The organism is Specibacter sp. RAF43 (genome assembly GCF_052114065.1).
Taxonomy (GTDB): Bacteria; Actinomycetota; Actinomycetes; order Actinomycetales; family Micrococcaceae; genus Specibacter.
This window is the reverse complement of record NZ_JBFREA010000017.1, coordinates 17,981-35,147: the sequence shown is the minus strand read 5'-3', so window position 1 is coordinate 35,147 and position 17,167 is coordinate 17,981. Positions and strand designations below refer to the sequence as shown.

Below are 17,167 nucleotides of genomic sequence, written 5' to 3'. Positions count from 1 at the left end.
CAATGCCTCACCCGCCTTTGTGGGTGGTGCTAGAGCTGGGTCCCCATTTTGAAGCCGCGTTCCTCGCCGGGTTCGCTGGTGTAGGAGAAGCCGTCGGCGCCGACGGTGACGGCCATTTCCGAGGCGTGGGTGCGCTTGGTGACCGGCTGCGGATTGCCGTCCAGGTCCAGGACCAGGGAGGCCTCGGTGTACCAGGACGGGACCACGGGGTTGCCCCACCAGTCGCGGCGCTGGTTGTCGTGCACGTCCCAGGTGACCGTGGGGTTGTCGGGGTCCCCGGTGTAGTAGTCCTGCGTGTAGATCTCCACGCGGTGGCCGTCCGGGTCCAGGATGTACAGGTAGAAGGCGTTGGAGACGCCGTGGCGGCCCGGTCCGCGTTCGATCCGGTCCGAGATGCGCAGGGCGCCCATCTTGTCGCAGATGGCAATGATGTTGGCCTTCTCATGCGTGGCAAAGGCGATGTGGTGCATGCGGGGTCCGTCGCCGCCGGTCAGGGCGGTGTCGTGGACCGTCTGCTTGCGGTGCATCCAGGCCGCGTAGGTGACGCCGTCGGAGTCCTTGATGTCCTCGGAGACGCGGAAGCCCAGGTCCTCCAGGTACTTGCGGCCGCGGGGCACGTCCGGGGTGACCTGGTTGAAGTGGTCCAGGCGGACCAGCTCGCCGGCCGAGTAGAGGTCATAGCGCCGGGTCAGGCGTTCCACATGGGTGGTCTCGTAGAAGAACTCGTAGGGGAAACCCAGCGGGTCCTCCACGCGCACGGCGTCCCCGATGCCCTTGACGAAGCCGTCCCTGCGGCGCTCGGTGCGGCAGCCCAGTTCCTGGTAGTAGGCCTCGGCGGCGTCCACCTCTGCCGGGGACTTGACGCGGAACGCCGCGGCGGCGATGGCGGCCACGGGGCCCTGGCGCAGCACCAGATTGTGGTGGATGAACTCCTCCAGGGAGCGCAGGTAGACGGTATTCTCGTCTTCCTCGGTGACGTGCAGGCCCAGCACGTCAACATAGAATTCGCGGGACTTGGCCAGGTCGGTGACGACCATTTCCATGTAGGCGCAGCGGACGATGTCCGGTGCGGGCACGGACGGCGTGGGAATGAAGTCGGTCATGGGATGCTCCTCGTTGAGTAGGGGGTCAGTTGGCGGCGGAGGCGCCGAATTTGGGGGTGTGGACGGTGCCGAGCGTGATGTGCACCGCCTGCTGGTCCGTGTAGAAGTCGATCGAGCGGAAGCCGCCCTCGTGGCCCAGGCCCGAGGCCTTGACGCCGCCGAACGGGGTGCGCAGATCGCGGACGTTGTGGCTGTTCAGCCACACCATGCCGGCCTCCACGTTTTGGGCGAAGTTGTGCGCCCGGGTGAGGTTCTGCGTCCAGATGTAGGCGGCCAGGCCGTACTTGACGCCGTTCGCCAGGGCCAGCGCCTCGTCGTCGTTCTCAAACGGGGTGATGGCCACGACGGGGCCGAAGATCTCCTCCTGGAAGATCCGCGCCTCCGGCTTCACGTCCGCGAACACGGTGGGGGCCACGTAGTTGCCCGTCTCCAGTCCCGCGGGGCGGCCGCCGCCGGCCAGCAGCCGGCCCTCGGACTTGCCGAGCTCCACATAGGACATGACCTTGTCATAGTGCTCCGGGTGGACCAGCGCACCGACCTCGGTCTTGGGGTCGTGGGGGTCGCCCACCACGATGTTCTTGGCCCGGGCGGCATACTTTTCGCAGAATTCCTCGTAGATGGCGCGCTCCACCAGGATGCGGGAGCCGGCCGTGCAGCGCTCGCCGTTGAGGGAGAAGACGCCGAAGAGGGCGGAGTCGATCGCGGCGTCGAGGTCGGCGTCGGCGAACACCACGCAGGGGCTCTTGCCGCCCAGTTCCATGGACAGGCCCTTGAGGCTGGCGGCCGCGTTGCGGAAGATGGTCTGGCCCGTGGTGGTCTCGCCCGTGAAGGAGATCAGCGGCACGTCCGGGTGCTTGACCAGCGCGTCGCCGGCGTCCTCGCCCAGGCCGTTGACCAGGTTGAACACGCCGTGCGGCAGGCCGGCTTCCTCGAAGATCGTGGCCCACAGGGAGGCGGAGAGCGGGGTGAACTCGGCCGGCTTGAGCACCACGGTGCAGCCGGAGGCCAAGGCCGGGGCCAGCTTCCAGGACTCGAGCATGAACGGCGTGTTCCAGGGCGTGATGAGCCCGGCGACGCCGATCGGCTTGCGGTTGACGTAGTTGATCTGGGCGCCGGGGACCTTCATGGCGTCATCGAACTGCGCCACGATTAAATCCGCGAAGAAGCGGAAGTTCTCGGCCGCGCGCAGCGCCTGGCCGCGGGCCTGGGTGATCGGAAGGCCGGAGTCGAACGTTTCCAGTTCGGCCAGCCGCGCCTCCTGCGCCTCGACGGCGTCGGCGATCTTGTTCAGGACGCGGGCGCGCTCGCGCGGCTTCATGCGCGGCCAGGGGCCGTCGGTGAAGGCCTTGGACGCGGCGGCGACCGCCAGGTCGATGTCCGCCTTTTGGCCGGCGGCGGCCGTTGCGTAGTTGTTGTTGGACACGGGGTCCAGGACGTCGAAGGTCTCCCCGCCCACGGAGTCGACGAAGCGGCCGTCGATGTAGTGCTGGATGTGGGTGGGCAGGTTGTCCGGAAGGTAGTGCTCAGCCATGGGAAAGATCCTTTTCTTCACAGGTGGTTTAGTAGGTGTGCGCCAGCGGGGCGCTGTCACGACGAACGCCGGGATGCTGTCCGGGGGTGCTGCGGGCCAGGTAGGCGTCCAGGGTGGCCGCGCGGTGGGCCCGGGCGGCACGTTCGACGTCGTCCGGGCCGGCCCCGCTTTCGAGCAGCCCCAGCAGGGCCTCGTGTTCGGCCACGGACTCGCGGGCGCGGCCCGGGACGTAGCTGAAGGTGGAGGAACGCAGGGCCTGCAGCCGGCTCCAGCCGCGGTGGACCAGGTCCAGGATGTGCGGATTGGGGCAGTTTTCAAACAATACGCTGTGGAATTCCAGGTTCAGCGACGTGAAGCGCACGGGGTCAAAATGCTCCAGGGACTCGCGCATGGCCTCGTTGACGGCCCGCGCCCGCGCTATGTCGCCCGGGGTGATCAGCGGCGCGGACAGTGCCGTGGCGGCGCCCTCCACGATGGCCAGGGTCTGCATCGTGTACAGGTATTCGGTGGGGTCGATCCCGGCCACCGTGGCGCCGACGTTGCGCTCGAACGTGACGAACCCTTCGGCCTCGAGCCGGCGGATCGCCTCACGGACGGGCACCACGCTGAAGCCGAGGTCCTTGGCCAGCTTGGCGAGCACCAGCCGGTAGCCGGGGGTGAATTCGGCGCCGAGGATCTTATCCTTGATGGCGGCGTAGGCGCGCTCGGACTTGCTGCCGGGCGCCTGTTCCGCGTCGGTGCCCGCGGGCGGGGTGGTCACGGTTGGGCCGCCGGGTTCGGATGCGTGGCGGCCCACTCGGCGAACCGCACCTTCCAGGCGGCGTTCATCGGATACAGTCCTTCCACGCTGTTGCCGTCGGCGACCATCTCGGCAATGAAGGTTTCCTCGTGCTCCTGGGCGATGGAATCGTCGGCCACTTCCTCGGCCAGCGACGGCGGGATCACCAGCACGCCGTCCGCGTCGCCGACGATGATGTCGCCGGGCTGGACGGTGGCGCCGCCGCAGGAGATCGTCAGGTCGGTGTCCCACGGAATGTGCTTGCGGCCCAGGACGGCCGGATGCGCGCCGGTGAAGAAGGTGGGCATCTCCAGCGCCGCCACGGCGGCGACGTCGCGCACGCCGCCGTCGGTCACGATGGCCGCTGCCCCCTTGACCTGGGCGCGCAGGGCCAGGATGTCCCCGACGGTGCCGGTGCCGGGCTCGCCGCGGGCCTCCATGACCAGCACGTCGCCCTCGTTGAGGGTGTTGATGATGCGCTTTTGGGCGTTGTAGCCGCCGCCGTGCGTCTTGAACAGGTCCTCACGGTTGGGCACGTAGCGCAGGGTGCGTGCGGTGCCGGCGATCCGCAGTTCGGGGCGGGTGGATTTCAGCCCGTCGATGCTGACGTTGTTCAGGCCGCGCTTGCGCAGCTGGGCGCTCAGCGTGGCGGTGCCGACGCTGGTCAGCTTGCGCCGGAGTTCCGCGCTAAGGCCCGTCGGCGCCAGGCCGGCCGCCTCCGCCGATCCCCAGGCGTCCTCGCGGTCGGCGTCCGTGGCCTTGGGGGCGTTGCCGAAGTCCGCCAGCTCGCTGGTTCCCTGGACGACGGCGGTGCGCAGCCGTCCGGTGCTCAGCCCGGCAGCCGGGGCGTCGACCTCGACTTCGATGACGTCGCCGGGGACGGCCACGGAGGACCCGGCGGGGGTGCCGGTGAGGATGACGTCCCCCGGTTCCAGCGTCATCAGCTGGGACAGGTCCGCCACGATCTGGCTGAACGGGAAGATCAGGCCGGCCGAGGTGTCCTCCTGGACGGGTTCGCCGTTGACCCAGGTGCGCACGCGCAGGGCGGCGGGGTCGACGTCGGACGCCGGGATGAGGGAGGGGCCAAAGGGCGTGAACCCGTCGCCGGACTTGGAGCGGACGTTGGAGCCCTTGTCCGCGTACTTGAGGTCGTACACGCCCAGATCGTTGCTGGCGGTGACGTGCCCGACGTGCGACCATGCGTCCTCCGGGCTCACGCGGCGGGCCGCGGTGCCGATGACCAGGGCGATCTCGCCCTCGTAGGCGAGCAGCTCGCAGCCTGCCGGGCGCTCGATGTCGGCTCCGCTGAGGCTCAGCGAGGACGACGCCTTCAGGAAGTAGGACGGCTTGGCCGGGGTTCTCCCGCGCTGGTCGGCCCGCGACTTGTAGGCCAGATGGACGGCGATGACCTTGCCGGCCTGCTTGAGCGTGGCTGCAGTGACGTGTTCCACGGGACACTCCTGGGTGGGTTGTTTTGCGGGCCCCGGACGGACGCCGACTATCAAGTACGAAATCGTATACGATCACCGTAGTCGTGTTGTCCCCGTCACGTCAACCCCTGGGCCGGATCCCTTGATTTTTTTGAGAGCGGGCACCCGCGGGTGCTGCCATCTCGACGATGCCGGACCCGCGGGTGCTGTCATCTCGACGATGCCGGACCCGCGGGTACTGTCATCTCAACGACTGGCCTACTGCAGCTGCGCCTCGATGGTGCGGGCGCTGGCGGCCAGTCGCGCACCGATGGCCGCCGGATCAGCGCTGGGCCCCAGGGAGACCACGCAGATGGCCGCCGGCATGCCGCCGGGGATGTGGATGGGTGCGGCGATCGCGGAGACGCCGGGGAGGACCTCGTCGTGGCTCGTGGCGAATCCGACGGTCCGGGCGACGCGCGCCTCGGGGCGGTAGGGCAGCCCCGGCGCCAGTCGCGCCCAGGCGTCCTCGCTGATCGCGGACTGGATGGCGATGCCGGGTGCGCCGGAGCTGAAGGAATGGCGCGTGCCCGGGCGCTGGGCCAGGGTGGCTCCCGAATGGCGGGGCTCCACCGTCAAGAGCGTGACGGAATCGCGATGGTCCCAGACGGCGATAAACGCCGTCATGGACAGTTCATTGGCCAGTTCCGTCAGTTCCGGCAGCGCCGCCGTCTGGAGGTCGCGGTTGACGCCGCGGGCCAGTGCCGCCAGGCCCGGGCCGGCCTGGACGCGGCCGGCGTCGTCCCTCATCAGCAGCGAATGGTCCTCCAGCGTGCGCAGGATCCGGTAGGCGATGGAGCGGTGCACGCCCAAGGCTTCCGACAGCTCGGCAATGGTCATGGGGGACTGGGCGTCGGCCAGGATTTCCAGGGCCCGGATGCCGCGCGAAAGCGTTTGCGAATGGGCCGGTGCCGTTGCCGTTGCCGCGCCGCTGTTTGCTGAAGCTGTGCTCACGTCATCTTCCTGTTCAGTCGCCGGGCGGCGGCCGGACCGCCGTTGCGCTTGTGCTGGCATCCTAAGATTATTCCATATTGGGACAGTTGACTCAGATATAGAACAGAGGCTCGTGGTCCGTGCTTCTGGCCACCAACGCCGGGTCGGTTGTTTGCGCACCGTCGCGGACCGCGACTTCCGCAATGGTGACGCCATGCCGGTGCTGACCAAGCCCCGAAGCGTCGGCAACCGCGCCGGAGCTTCTTGTCACCGGTACGCGGGATGGCGCGGATCCTGCCTCCAGGGTTGACATGGGTGGACAACGGTTCGGCCCCTTCTGTCATCCTGGAATGACAGAAGGGGCCGAACCCCGTCCTGCGGGCCGTCGAAAGCAGGCGGCGTGCAGTGCGCCCGCAACCTGCCCGCACGCATGGACGGAGAGAGAGTCCTAGGCGCTCGCGGCCACTCCAGTGGCTGCCCGGTGGACAACCGTACCGTTGACCATGGTCATTACCACGCGCATGTTCGGCATCTCATGCGGGTCGATGCGTTCAAGATCGGCGTCCAGAACGCAGAGGTCTGCGACCTTCCCGGCTTCAAGGGACCCCTTCCACTCTTCCGCAAAGTCCTGCCAAGCAGGGTTGATCGTATACGTGCGCAAGGCGGCTTCCAACCCGATGCATTGTTCGGGACCGCTGACCTCGCCGCTGGCCTTGCCCTTACGGAGAATCATGGTTGACAGGCCTTGTCGCCAATCCGGCGCAGTGACAGGGGCGTCGGAGCTGCTCATCAACATCACCCCCGCCTTGAGTGCACTGGCGTACGGCCACTCGTAGGCGGCGCGTTCCTCACCAACCACCCCCACCTCGAGGTCGGAAATCGTCCACTTGATGGTGGGRTTCATGTTCACGCCGATGCCGTGGGCGGCCATCCGCTTTAGGGTCGATTCACTGACGAAGTCACCGTGGATGAGATAGTGGCGGGTGTCCGGTCGAGGGTGGGCCTCCTGGGCGGCGACGATGGCGTCGACAACAGTGTCGATGGCACGATCGCCGGTTACGTGGACCCCCACCTGGTAGCCTGCCTTGTGTCCGGCGAGAATCATTCCGGTGACCTGCGTCACTCGCTTCTCATCAGTGTCGCCGCTGACGCACAATGAGCCGCATCCTCCCCCTACGTAGTCTTCGTGCATCCAGGCCGTGCCGCTGGGCGGGATCCCGTCGGCGAATACTTTGACACCAAGCACCTGGAAGCTTCGCTTGTCCTGGACGGCCGGGGCCTGGAGTTGCTCCAGGTTCCGCTCAAACTCATCCACTGACCCCGACATGCCTGACGGAAGGAGGAGCGTGCTGACTCGGACGCCCAATTCTCCTCGAGCCGCCAAGTCCGCGTAGACCCCCAATCCTTCCTCCCCCGCGGCGCCGCCGGCTATTGAATCCCCGCCCGGCCCCAGAGCGGGGTCGGTGAAGCTCGTGATACCAAGCTCCTTGAGCTTGGCGACGGCGGAAAGGATCGCCTGTTCGCGGCGTTCGCGCGTCAGTGCCGGGAGAACACGCTGCACCAGGGACTGCGCTCCCTCCCGCAGGACTCCAGTGAGGGATCCGTCGACGTTGGTGTCAACCACGCCGCCGTCGGGCACCGTCGACGACTCGTCCACGCCGGCGATCCTGAGTGCGGCAGAGTTGACCCAGGAGGTATGCCGCGAATAGTCCTGCAGGAACACCGGGTTATTGGGGGAGACGTCGTCGATGTCGTGGCGGTTCGGCGCTCGTCCCGGTTCGGCGAGGCATTCTTCGAGATATCCATCATCCCAGCCGGTGCCGATGATCCACTCTCCGGATGGCGCGTCAGCCACAGCATTGCGGACGAGTTCGCGGATATCAGCGAGGGACTTGACAGCTGGGTAGGAGAGATCCAGGGACAAGGGGGGAGTGTCAAGCCCGAACGCGATGGCATGCAGATGCGAGTCATTAATCCCGGGGATGACCGATTGGCCGGCGAGATCAATCGTCTCCGTTTGCGGGCCCACATACTCGCTCACTTCCTCCAAGGTGCCGACAGCGACAATTGAGTCGCCGCGCACGGCAAGGGCCTCGGCCACGGTGAACTGATCATCGACGGTGAAGATTTTACCGTTGGTAAAAACAAAATCTGCAGGTAACATGACTTCCTCTTCTCTGGGGACTGGGCGCTGCATCCGGAAGCAACCGCGAAGTGGCTGTCACTTTGATTCTGGCAGTGCCGCTACTCTAGTTGCTTCACATCATTGGGCCCTTCAGCCCCGTCTACTCCGCATCGGGAGGCTTCCTTCAGCATGGACTTTCTCGCATGCCGCTGACTATGACTTGGGCGCACCTGCCTTGGACTTCCGTGCACGGCCCGACGTGGGCACAACCCTGAGAGAATGTTCGGTTCTGGCTGCGAACTTTCATCGGTTTTGCGGCCAGCGAAAGTAACGTCAGGCGGAAGTGTTCGGAGCCCCGCCAAAGCCGATGCCCCGATAGATCTGCGGACGTTCCTTCTTCAGCCGCAGGCCCCAGAACAGCCCGGCAATGCCGGGCACCAGGACCAGCGCCGGCAGGATCCAAGACAGGGGAGAGAATCCGTCCGAGCCGATCAGGACATTGAAGTTGACCACGATCAGCACGAACACCGTGCCGAGCGTCAGGGCGGCCAGGGCCAGTGCGATGACCCGGGTCCACAGGGAATACCCGGCCGCGTGCTTGTGGAAGTAGCCGATGACGGCCACCGAGATCAGGACCAGGAGCAGCACCAGGCCAAAGGCCGCAGTGTTGGTCAACCACGTGAAGAAGGTCAGGACCGGGTACAGCTCCCCGAGCGGGGAGCCAATCCCGGCGATGGCAAACACGGCCAGCATGACCAGGGCCAGCACGGACTGGGTCAGCGAACCGGCAACCGGGGCGTGCCGGGCGTTGACCCGGGCAAAGCCGCGCGGCAGCACGCTTTCGCGGCCCAGCGAGAACACGTACCGTGCCACCGCATTGTGGAATGCAATCAGGGCGGCCAGCAGGCTCGTGATAAACAGGACCTGGGCAACGTCGGAGACGATCACGGCGCCGTGGCCGGACAGGAAGACGAATAGCAGGTCCGGCCCATACTTCTGCGACTCCGCAATGATCTGGCTGGGGCCCGTGCCGACGGTCATGGCCCAGCCGGAGAATGCGTAAAAGAGGGAAATGATGCCGACGGCAATATAGGTGGCCCGGGCGATGGACCGGTCGGGATCCTTCGCCTCCTCGCTGTAGATGGCCGCGGACTCAAAGCCCATGAAGGCCGCCATGCTGAAGGCCAGGGCCGCGCCGACGCCGGCCGTGAACAGGTTCGACGGCGTCAGTCCGGCACCGCTGGCGCCTTCCGGGCTCACGGCGAAGGCCACGATGTCGAAGACGATGACGGCCACGAACTCCAGCCCCACGAGAACGCCGATGACCTTGGCGGAAAGGTCCACCTTGTTGATCCCCAACCAGCCGACAATGACGAAGCCGACCAGCGCCGCCACCCACCAGGGGACGTTGAGCCCCAGCTTGGAATTCACAAAGGAGGCCGATGCGAAGCCGAAGAGGCCGTAGATGCCGATCTGCATCGCGTTGTAGGAAATCAGGGCAACCCACGCTGCACCGACCCCGGTGGCCCGGCCGATACCCTGGGCAATGTAGGCGTAAAACGCGCCGGCGTTGCGGATGTGGGCGCTCATGGCCGCGTAGCCAACCGCGAACAGGACCAGGCACACGCCGAGGACAATGAACGACAGCGGGATGCCGACGTTCCCGGTGACGGCAAAGTTGCTGGGGATGCCGCCGGCCACCACCGTCAGCGGGGCGGACGCGGCGATGATCATGAAGACGAGGGCGGGCACGCCGAGCGTGCGCTTGCTCAGTCCTTGGTTGGTCCCGCTGCCGGCGGCGGCGCCGGTGTGTGGGAGGGTTTGTTCCTGTGACATTTGAACCTCCATTGGGAGAATAACGATGCCTTGAGTCGGGCAGTTATCGACTGTGGCGTATTGCTGTTCGCTGCACCGTCCTTGTCTGCCCGTGCAGGACTTGGCATGGCTACTGAGGGGGCATGGTGGGAAGAGCAGCTACCAGTTCGTTCTGCGGGGGAACCGCGGCGACCTGTTTGTCGGGGCGGACGAACTTGTGGCGGACCCCGGACGTGAGAGCCGCGATCCCGATGGCTGCGATGAGGGCGATGCCACTGGCAACATTCTGCCAAAATGTCGTCACCCCCAGCAGGGTCAGTCCGTTATTAAGGAACCCCAGGAAGAGAACGCCGACGATCACTCCGAACATATTGCCTTCTCCGCCGGTAAGCGCGACTCCTCCGAGCAGCACGGCCGTCAGCACGGTCAGTTCGAAGCCGATGCCCAGCTGCCCGGCCGGGGCGCTGTTAAGCCGGGCAACCGTGACAGCTCCCGCGAGCCCGGCGGCTCCGCCCGAGAACATATAGAGAACAAATGGAAGCCGCTTGATGTTGATGCCGGACAGATAGGCGGCCTCCTTGTTGACTCCCAATGCGTAAACGTGCCGTCCAGAAGGAGTGAGCGTCAAAAATACTGCTGCCGCAACCAGGCAAAGTCCTGCAATCCAGACGGCGACCGGAATACCGGCGATATTTCCCACCCCGAGGAAACCGAAGGCCGATCCGAAAGTGTTGACGGGGAGGGGGCTGACCAGCTGGGCGACCCCACGGACGGCCGTGAGCATCCCCAGCGTCGTGATAAACGCCGACAGCCCGAATCGTGTAGTGACAATTGCATTGACGAAGCCGACCACGACCCCGACGGCGACAGCCGCGAGAATGGCGACGCCGGCATTCCCCCCTCCCGCCATGATCTTTCCGGCCACAACTCCGCCCAGCGCCAATGTTGACCCCACTGACAGGTCAATGTAACCGGCGATGATCAGCATCGCGCACGGCACCGCAACGATGGCAATAATGGCACCGTCGAGGAAGATTCCCCTGAGATTCATCCAGGTGAGCTGTGATCCGGTCGCGATTTGGATCGCGCCGACCATCACGATAAGCAGTACTAGCAGTGGATTCTCTATCAAGAATTTGGTGACTCGCTGGTAAGTTCCGAGCTGGTTCATGCCCCGCTCTCCTTTCCGGTCGGACTTGCATGAATGTGGGCAAGAAGTTGTTCTTCGCTGGTGCGGGCCACTTCAAGTTCATGGCGTATTCGGCCACGTTCCATGACAAGGCAACGGTGGCCGAGTTCGAGCACCTCTTCCGGCTCGTTGGTAGCGAAGATGACGGCGATGGAGCGTTCGCGGGCCAGGTCGCGGATGACCGAGTAAATTTCTTCCCGTGCACCCACATCTACTCCTTGCGTTGGATCGTCGAGGAGCAGCACCCGCACTTGGGAGGCCGGGTTAACCCATCGTCCGATCAGGAGCTTTTGCTGGTTTCCGCCGGAGAACCCCGCGGCTGGTAGTGAGCGATTGTTTGGTTTGAGCGACATCAGGCGGGCCGTGTCATCGAAGAGCGCGTGCTCCCGCCGAAGTGACCGGACTCCGGCCCTCGCAACAGTGGACATATCACGGGCGGTGACGTTATCCAGGGCCGAGAGGCTGCCAAAAAGCCCTTGCCTGTGCCGGTCGCCGGGTACCAGTGCAATGCCCTGTTTCAAGGCGTTGTTCGGGTTGTTGACCGTTATGGGCCTTCCGTCGAGCCGGACAGTTCCCGAGGTACCCTTACGGGCGCCAAACAGCGTTTCCAGCAGCCTCGTGCGGCCGGATCCGATAAGCCCGTACAAGGCAACGATTTCCCCCGGACGCACGTCCAGGCTGACGGGGCCCAGCCCCGGTCCAGCCAGCTTCGTAACGCTTAACACCGGCGGCAGCCCGGCGTCCATGGGCACGTGTTCCCGCGCGCCCATGGTGCCGGTGTCCTTCCCGCTGATCGCCTCGACCAGCTCGCCCTTGGTCACGCCGCTCATGTGCGAGGTCCAAACGACCCTGCCATCCCGAAGAACGGTAGTGTCATCGGCCAGTCGAGTGACCTCGTTTAGCAGATGGGTGACATAAAGGATTGCCAAACCTTCAGTTTTTAGCTGGATGACCAGTTCCCCAAGCCGACCTGCCTCCACGGGCGAGAGTGCCGCGCTGGGTTCATCGAGAACCAAGAGTTTTGCATGGCGTTGAAGAGCCTTGGCAATTTCGATGAGTTGACGCTGGCCTATGGGCAGGTCACCCGTTCTTGCGTTCGGCGAAACCGAAGAGCCGACCCGCTCCAGTGACGACTTCGCGATCTCGTTTTGCTCGCCGCGGGATAAGAGTCCATTCCGTGTGAGCTCTTGACCCAAGAAGAGGTTCTCCGCAACCGTCAATGAGCCGATAAGGCTCAGGTGTTGGTAGATAACAGAAACACCATTCTTGATGGAGGCATGTGGATCCAGTCCCGTGAACATTTCGTCCCCAATGGTGATTGAACCACCCGTAGGACGAATGCCGCCACCCAGACACTTGATGAGCGTAGACTTGCCGGCTCCATTGTGTCCCAGCAACGCATGCACCTTGCCTGCCTGCAGGGACAAGTCCACTGAATCCAGGGCCAGGGTTGTTCCGTACCGCTTCGTTAGGTTACTGACGGTGACTGTCACGGGCCCTCCTATCATTTGTGTTTTCGGAGGTGGTCACTTGCCGCCAAGCTGATCGATGAAAGCGTCCAGTTTGGGGCTTGAGGAGTCGAGCAGGGTTACCGGAAGGTCGAGACTCGCCTTCGCGCCTTGCCCCTTGGCCAAGGCCAGTGGAACGTCAATAATCGCATTGCCGACTTGCTCGGCATCGACGGTTACGGCGGCGCGGAAGAACGATCCCGCCTTAATTTGCTGGAGCTCGTACTCGTTGCCGTCCAAGCCGCCCACAAACGTGGAGGCGTCGTTGGTGGGTCGGCCCGACGTGACCAAGGCCTGATATCCTCCCTGCGCGGCGTCGCCGGCAGCGGCGAGGACCATGTTGAGTTTCGGATGCTTGGCCAGGACGGCGTTGGTGACGGACAGTCCCTGGTCCGGGGTGATGCCCTGCTGCTCCGCAACGATGGTCATGCCCGGGGCGGTGGCCCTGAATCCGTCGAGGAGTCCCTTGGTTCGTTCTTGGCCGAGCTGAATGGTTTGGTCCACGATCATCAGGACCTCGCCTTTTCCGCCGAGGTGCTCGTTGGCCCATTTGCCCGCGTATTCTCCAAGCGTTTTTCCCGACTGGTAAAAGCTGAACTTTATGCTGGAATCCTGGTTGCTCAAATCGCCGCCGTAGCTTACCCAGTATTTCCCTTTGTTCATGTATTGCTTGGAAATGGATTCGAGGCTGGCGGCGTCTGCAGGGAATGAAACGACGGCGTCCACATCCGACGTCAAATAGGTGTTTAGGTTGGTCACCTGCTGTCCCAGGTCCATATTGTCGTTGGTGAGCTCAAGTTTGACACCCGTCTCGTCAGCCCGTTTCTGGGCAAATTTGGTCACGAGGCTGTAGACCGGAAGTGCGGTGAAGGGGTAGTCGAAAAGGACCTTCTTCACGGCATGGTTGGGAGCTCCGGTCAGTTCAGCTCCGCTGGTGTCGCCGGCAGTAGTGCTGCACGCGCTCAGGATCAGCGCCGCGGACATGGCAATTCCGGTAATCCCGAATACTTTTCGTTTAGTCTTCATTCTTGCTGGACCTTTCGTGAGTTGTGCCTGGATTTTGGGCTGTATGGCAGGTCTGCCGAAGTTTGGTGCGGACTTCGCGGGACCCGCCTTCTTTCTACATCCATAGAAATATGATTTGTTGTCTTGAGTGTGGCACGTGTCACATGCGCTGGCTTGTTGTTCCCGGCACCGGAATTGACTAACCGTGCAGGACTTTCCAGGAGGTGGCCGCAAGACGCGGGGACCGTCGCCACACGTGTGGCGACGATCCCCGGACCTGGTGCGAGAGTGCCCTAGCTGTTGATGACCTGGGGGACTCCGAGGGCCTTGAGGCCTTCGGCCCCGAATTCGAGCCCGTAGCCGGACTGCTTTGCCCCGCCGAAGGGGATGCGGGGGTCCACGGCGCCGTGCTTGTTGATCCACACGGTGCCGGCCTGGATGCGGGCGGCCACGGCGCGGGCCTGGGCGGGGTCGGAGGACCAGACGGAGGCGCCGAGCCCGACGTCGAGCGCGTTGGCCATCTCCACGGCCTCCTCGACGGAGTTGTAGCGGATGATCGGCAGGGCCGGGCCGAACTGTTCCTCCGTCACCAGGGGGTTGTCGTTCTCGATGTCCGCGATAAGTGTGGTGGGGTAGAAATAGCCGGGCTGGTCCGCCACAGGGTCCCCGCCCATGAGCACGCGCGCCCCGGAGTCCTTGGCGGCCTGCACCAGGCGGGAGACGATGTCGAACTGCGCCTTGTTCTGCAGCGGGCCCAGCACGTTGGCCTCGTCGAGCCCCACGCCCATCGGCATGGCGGCCGCGACTTTGGTGAGTTCTTCGCAGACGGCGTCGTAGATGTCCTCGTGCACGTAGAGGCGCTTGAGGGCCGCGCAGGTCTGCCCGGTGTTGATGAACGCGCCCCAGAACAGGTCCTCGGCGATGGCCGCCGGATCCGCGTCCGGGAGGACGATCCCGGCGTCATTGCCGCCAAGCTCGAGGGTCAGCCGCTTCACGGTATCGGCGGAGGAGCGGATGATGGCCTTTCCCGTGGCGGTGGAGCCGGTGAACATGATCTTGCCGATCGCCGGGTGCTCGGCCAGGCGGGCGCCCACCTCGCGGCCGCCGCAGATGACCGAGAGGATTCCTTCGGGGAGTTCCTGGTTGATCACGTTGACCAGGGCCAGCACGCTCAGGGGCGTGTACTCGGAGGGCTTGAGGACCACGGCGTTGCCCATGCGCAGGGCCGGGGCGAGCTGCCAGACCGAGATCATCATGGGCCAGTTCCACGGTCCGATCGCACCGACGACGCCGATGGGGCGGTAGTGGATCTCGGCGTGCGTTTCGCCGTCGTCCACCACGGTCTCCGGGGCCAGCTCGGTGGCGGCAGTGGCGCGCAGCCAGGCGGCGCAGGCGCCCACCTCGAAGCGGGCGTTGGGGCCGTTGAGCGGCTTGCCCTGCTCGCGGGAGAGCAGCACGGCCAGGGCCTCGGCGGATCGTTCGACGGCGTCTGCCGCCCGCACGAGCGCGGCGCTGCGGGCCTCGTGGCCCAGGGTCGCCCAGGCCGGCTGGGCGGCAGTGGCGGCGGCGACGGCGCGCTCCAGATCTTCCACGGTGTGCACGGGCGCATCGCCGACGGCCTCACCCGTGGCGGGATCCAACAGGGTCCGTGTTGTTCCGGGGGCCGGGGTAATGGACGTAAGGATGTCGGCGTACGTTTCCATGAAAACTCCAATTCGTCTCGGTTGGTGGGGCAGATGAATGCCTCTCCCTCCAGTGTTGCCGTCCCGCCATTGCGCCGGCTTGTCAATGAGCGTAGGGCTGTTGACCCCCGGCGAACGGATGCGGCGGGCCGGCTGGCTGTCCGTCTGTTAGGCGCGGACCGGCCGCCGGTAGCTGCTGGGCGGCTCGCCAAAGGCGGCACGGAAGATGCGGCTAAAATGCGCGGCGTCCACAAAGCCCCAGCGGGCCGCAATGGCGCTGACTGCGCGGTGGGCCTGGAGTGGGTCGCGCAGTTCGCGCCGGCAGTTCTCCAGCCGCCTCGTGCGAATCCACTGGGCCACCGTGGTGCCCGCCTCCTGGAAGACGTTGTGGAGGTGGCGGGTGGAGATGAAGTGCGCCGCCGCGACGCTGGCCGGGGACAACTCGGGATCGGCCAGGTTCGCCTCGATGAAGCGGCGGATCCGGCCCAACAATTCCTCGTGCGGGTGCCCGGTGCCGGCCGGGCGCCGGTCCAGTTCCGCGGCGAACATGGTGCTAAGCAGGTCCACCGCATTGTGGGCCAGCCGGTGCCCGCTGGGGCCGGAGAGGACCTCGAGGTTCTCGGCCAGCTGGGTCATGAAAGGGCTGATCATCCGCCCCAGGCCCTGGTCGGCGGCCATCCGTGTGGCGGTCAGTCCGCCCACGGAACCAGACGGCAGGTCCAGGGCGTCGTGCGGGAACATCAGAACCAGTGTCCGGAAATCGGACTCGAAGGCCAGCGTGTAGGGGCGGTGTGTGTCGTAAACGGCCAGGTCCCCTGGGCGGAGGACGGCCTCGCGATTGTCCTGGACCAGGATCCCGGTTCCGGCCAGCTGCAGGTTCAGCTTGAAGTAGAGTCGGTCCGAACGGGCGATCAACGACGCGGTCCGGTGCACGCTGTGCCCTGTCGCCGTGACCTCGACGATGGACAACTCGTCCAGAACGCGGGAGCGGAGCCGCCCGTGGAAGTGGGCGGGGTCGCCGGAGCGGACATGCAGCGGCACAAAGGATTCCGAGATGAGGTCGTGCCAGGCGGAGAAGGAGTGGGCCTCGACTGTCTGGACAGTGTCGTCGGCTTGAGGCGAGGCAGCGCGGGGGTACGCGGCGTCGGGGGAGCAGGTGTCGAGGGGGGCGGTCATGTGTCAAATTCCCTAGTGGTGCGGGGGCCTGTGTGGCGGGAAGGTGCCGACCGGGCGGCCTCCGCAGGGACTGGCAGGGGCCCCGGCGGAGGTGTGGCGGACAACACTTTTTCATCACCCTAGCGGCTCGTGTGGCCGCTGTCACTTATTTTCGACAATTGGCGAATAAAGATGCATGGGCCGGTTGGCGGGCGGACCGGGTGAGTCCTTGACCGTATGCCAGGGGCAACGGTGGGGATCGTCAAGGGACCAGAAGTTGCAGGAAAGCGTCCAGGGCGGCGTCCAGCTGGGCTGGTAAGTGTGCCCCGGGGGACATGGCCGCGATGATCTGGGCGCCCAAGAGCATGCTCATCAGTTGGTTGACTATGTCCTCGTCGCTCACGGCGGTGGTGATCTCCCCGCGGTCCCGTGCCTGGCGCAGGTATCCCTCCATGGCGGAGCGCCACTGGTTCATGGAGGTTTCGTGCAGTTCCGCCTTTACGGGGTCGGTCAGGGCCTTTTGCCAGAACGGGATCACGATCCGGGCCTCGTTGATGCGGTCCTCGTCCAGCGGCAGCACTTCCTGGCAGAAGCTGCGCAGCGCCTCCAGGCCTACCTTGCCGGCGGAAGTGTGGGCAATGCGCTGGTTGGTCCGGTTGAAGACGTGGCCGAACGCGAAGGTGATGAGGTGGTCCTTGGTTGGGAAGTAAGGCTTCAAGGCGCCGTTGGCAAAGCCGGCCTCGAGTGCGATTTCACGCATGGTGGCGCCCTCAATCCCGTGCCGGGCAATGATCCGCCAGGTGGCATCCACCAGCTCAAGCCTGCGCTGGTCATGGTCGACAATCTTGGGCACTGAAGTTCTCCTGGCGGGCCG

13 protein-coding genes are annotated in these 17,167 nt (G+C 65.2%); all 13 read right to left on the bottom strand.

Annotated elements, in window-relative coordinates; all coding sequences use genetic code 11:
• Positions 1–29: 29 nt before the first annotated feature.
• Positions 30–1,103: a 3,4-dihydroxyphenylacetate 2,3-dioxygenase gene (hpaD, locus tag AB4Y80_RS10885; protein ID WP_442214144.1), complete on the bottom strand. Its 1,074-nt coding sequence runs from the start codon at positions 1,101–1,103 to the stop codon at positions 30–32.
• 25 nt (positions 1,104–1,128) lie between these two features.
• Complete coding sequence (gene hpaE, locus AB4Y80_RS10880) at positions 1,129–2,634, bottom strand: 5-carboxymethyl-2-hydroxymuconate semialdehyde dehydrogenase (RefSeq protein ID WP_442214143.1); 1,506 nt, start codon at positions 2,632–2,634, stop codon at positions 1,129–1,131.
• Positions 2,635–2,662: 28 nt separating this feature from the next.
• Positions 2,663–3,394: a GntR family transcriptional regulator gene (locus AB4Y80_RS10875; RefSeq protein ID WP_442214142.1), complete on the bottom strand. Its 732-nt coding sequence runs from the start codon at positions 3,392–3,394 to the stop codon at positions 2,663–2,665.
• Positions 3,391–4,863, bottom strand: a complete 1,473-nt coding sequence (locus AB4Y80_RS10870; protein WP_442214141.1) for a fumarylacetoacetate hydrolase family protein — start codon at positions 4,861–4,863, stop codon at positions 3,391–3,393. The genes AB4Y80_RS10875 and AB4Y80_RS10870 overlap by 4 nt, the downstream gene beginning before the upstream one ends.
• Positions 4,864–5,100: 237 nt before the next feature.
• Positions 5,101–5,835 carry an IclR family transcriptional regulator gene (locus AB4Y80_RS10865; protein WP_442214139.1) on the bottom strand — a complete coding sequence of 245 codons (735 nt, stop codon included), beginning with the start codon at positions 5,833–5,835 and terminating at the stop codon, positions 5,101–5,103.
• A gap of 427 nt (positions 5,836–6,262) precedes the next feature.
• On the bottom strand, positions 6,263–7,978 hold the full coding sequence (locus AB4Y80_RS10860; protein ID WP_442214138.1) for an amidohydrolase: 1,716 nt from the start codon (positions 7,976–7,978) through the stop codon (positions 6,263–6,265).
• A gap of 294 nt (positions 7,979–8,272) precedes the next feature.
• Entirely contained in the window at positions 8,273–9,775 is a 1,503-nt protein-coding gene (locus tag AB4Y80_RS10855; protein ID WP_442214136.1) for an APC family permease, read from the bottom strand.
• 109 nt (positions 9,776–9,884) lie between these two features.
• Positions 9,885–10,925: an ABC transporter permease gene (locus AB4Y80_RS10850; RefSeq protein ID WP_442214135.1), complete on the bottom strand. Its 1,041-nt coding sequence runs from the start codon at positions 10,923–10,925 to the stop codon at positions 9,885–9,887.
• Positions 10,922–12,436, bottom strand: a complete 1,515-nt coding sequence (locus AB4Y80_RS10845) for a sugar ABC transporter ATP-binding protein (protein WP_442214134.1) — start codon at positions 12,434–12,436, stop codon at positions 10,922–10,924. The genes AB4Y80_RS10850 and AB4Y80_RS10845 overlap by 4 nt, the downstream gene beginning before the upstream one ends.
• A 33-nt stretch (positions 12,437–12,469) precedes the next feature.
• Positions 12,470–13,477 carry a sugar ABC transporter substrate-binding protein gene (locus AB4Y80_RS10840; RefSeq protein WP_442214133.1) on the bottom strand — a complete coding sequence of 336 codons (1,008 nt, stop codon included), beginning with the start codon at positions 13,475–13,477 and terminating at the stop codon, positions 12,470–12,472.
• A gap of 272 nt (positions 13,478–13,749) precedes the next feature.
• On the bottom strand, positions 13,750–15,159 hold the full coding sequence (locus tag AB4Y80_RS10835; protein WP_442214132.1) for an aldehyde dehydrogenase family protein: 1,410 nt from the start codon (positions 15,157–15,159) through the stop codon (positions 13,750–13,752).
• Between the two features lie 147 nt (positions 15,160–15,306).
• Entirely contained in the window at positions 15,307–16,314 is a 1,008-nt protein-coding gene (locus tag AB4Y80_RS10830) for a helix-turn-helix domain-containing protein (protein WP_442214130.1), read from the bottom strand.
• Positions 16,315–16,555: 241 nt separating this feature from the next.
• Positions 16,556–17,146, bottom strand: coding sequence for a TetR/AcrR family transcriptional regulator (locus tag AB4Y80_RS10825; RefSeq protein WP_442214129.1), 591 nt, complete (start codon positions 17,144–17,146; stop codon positions 16,556–16,558).
• Between the last annotated feature and the right edge of the window lie 21 nt (positions 17,147–17,167).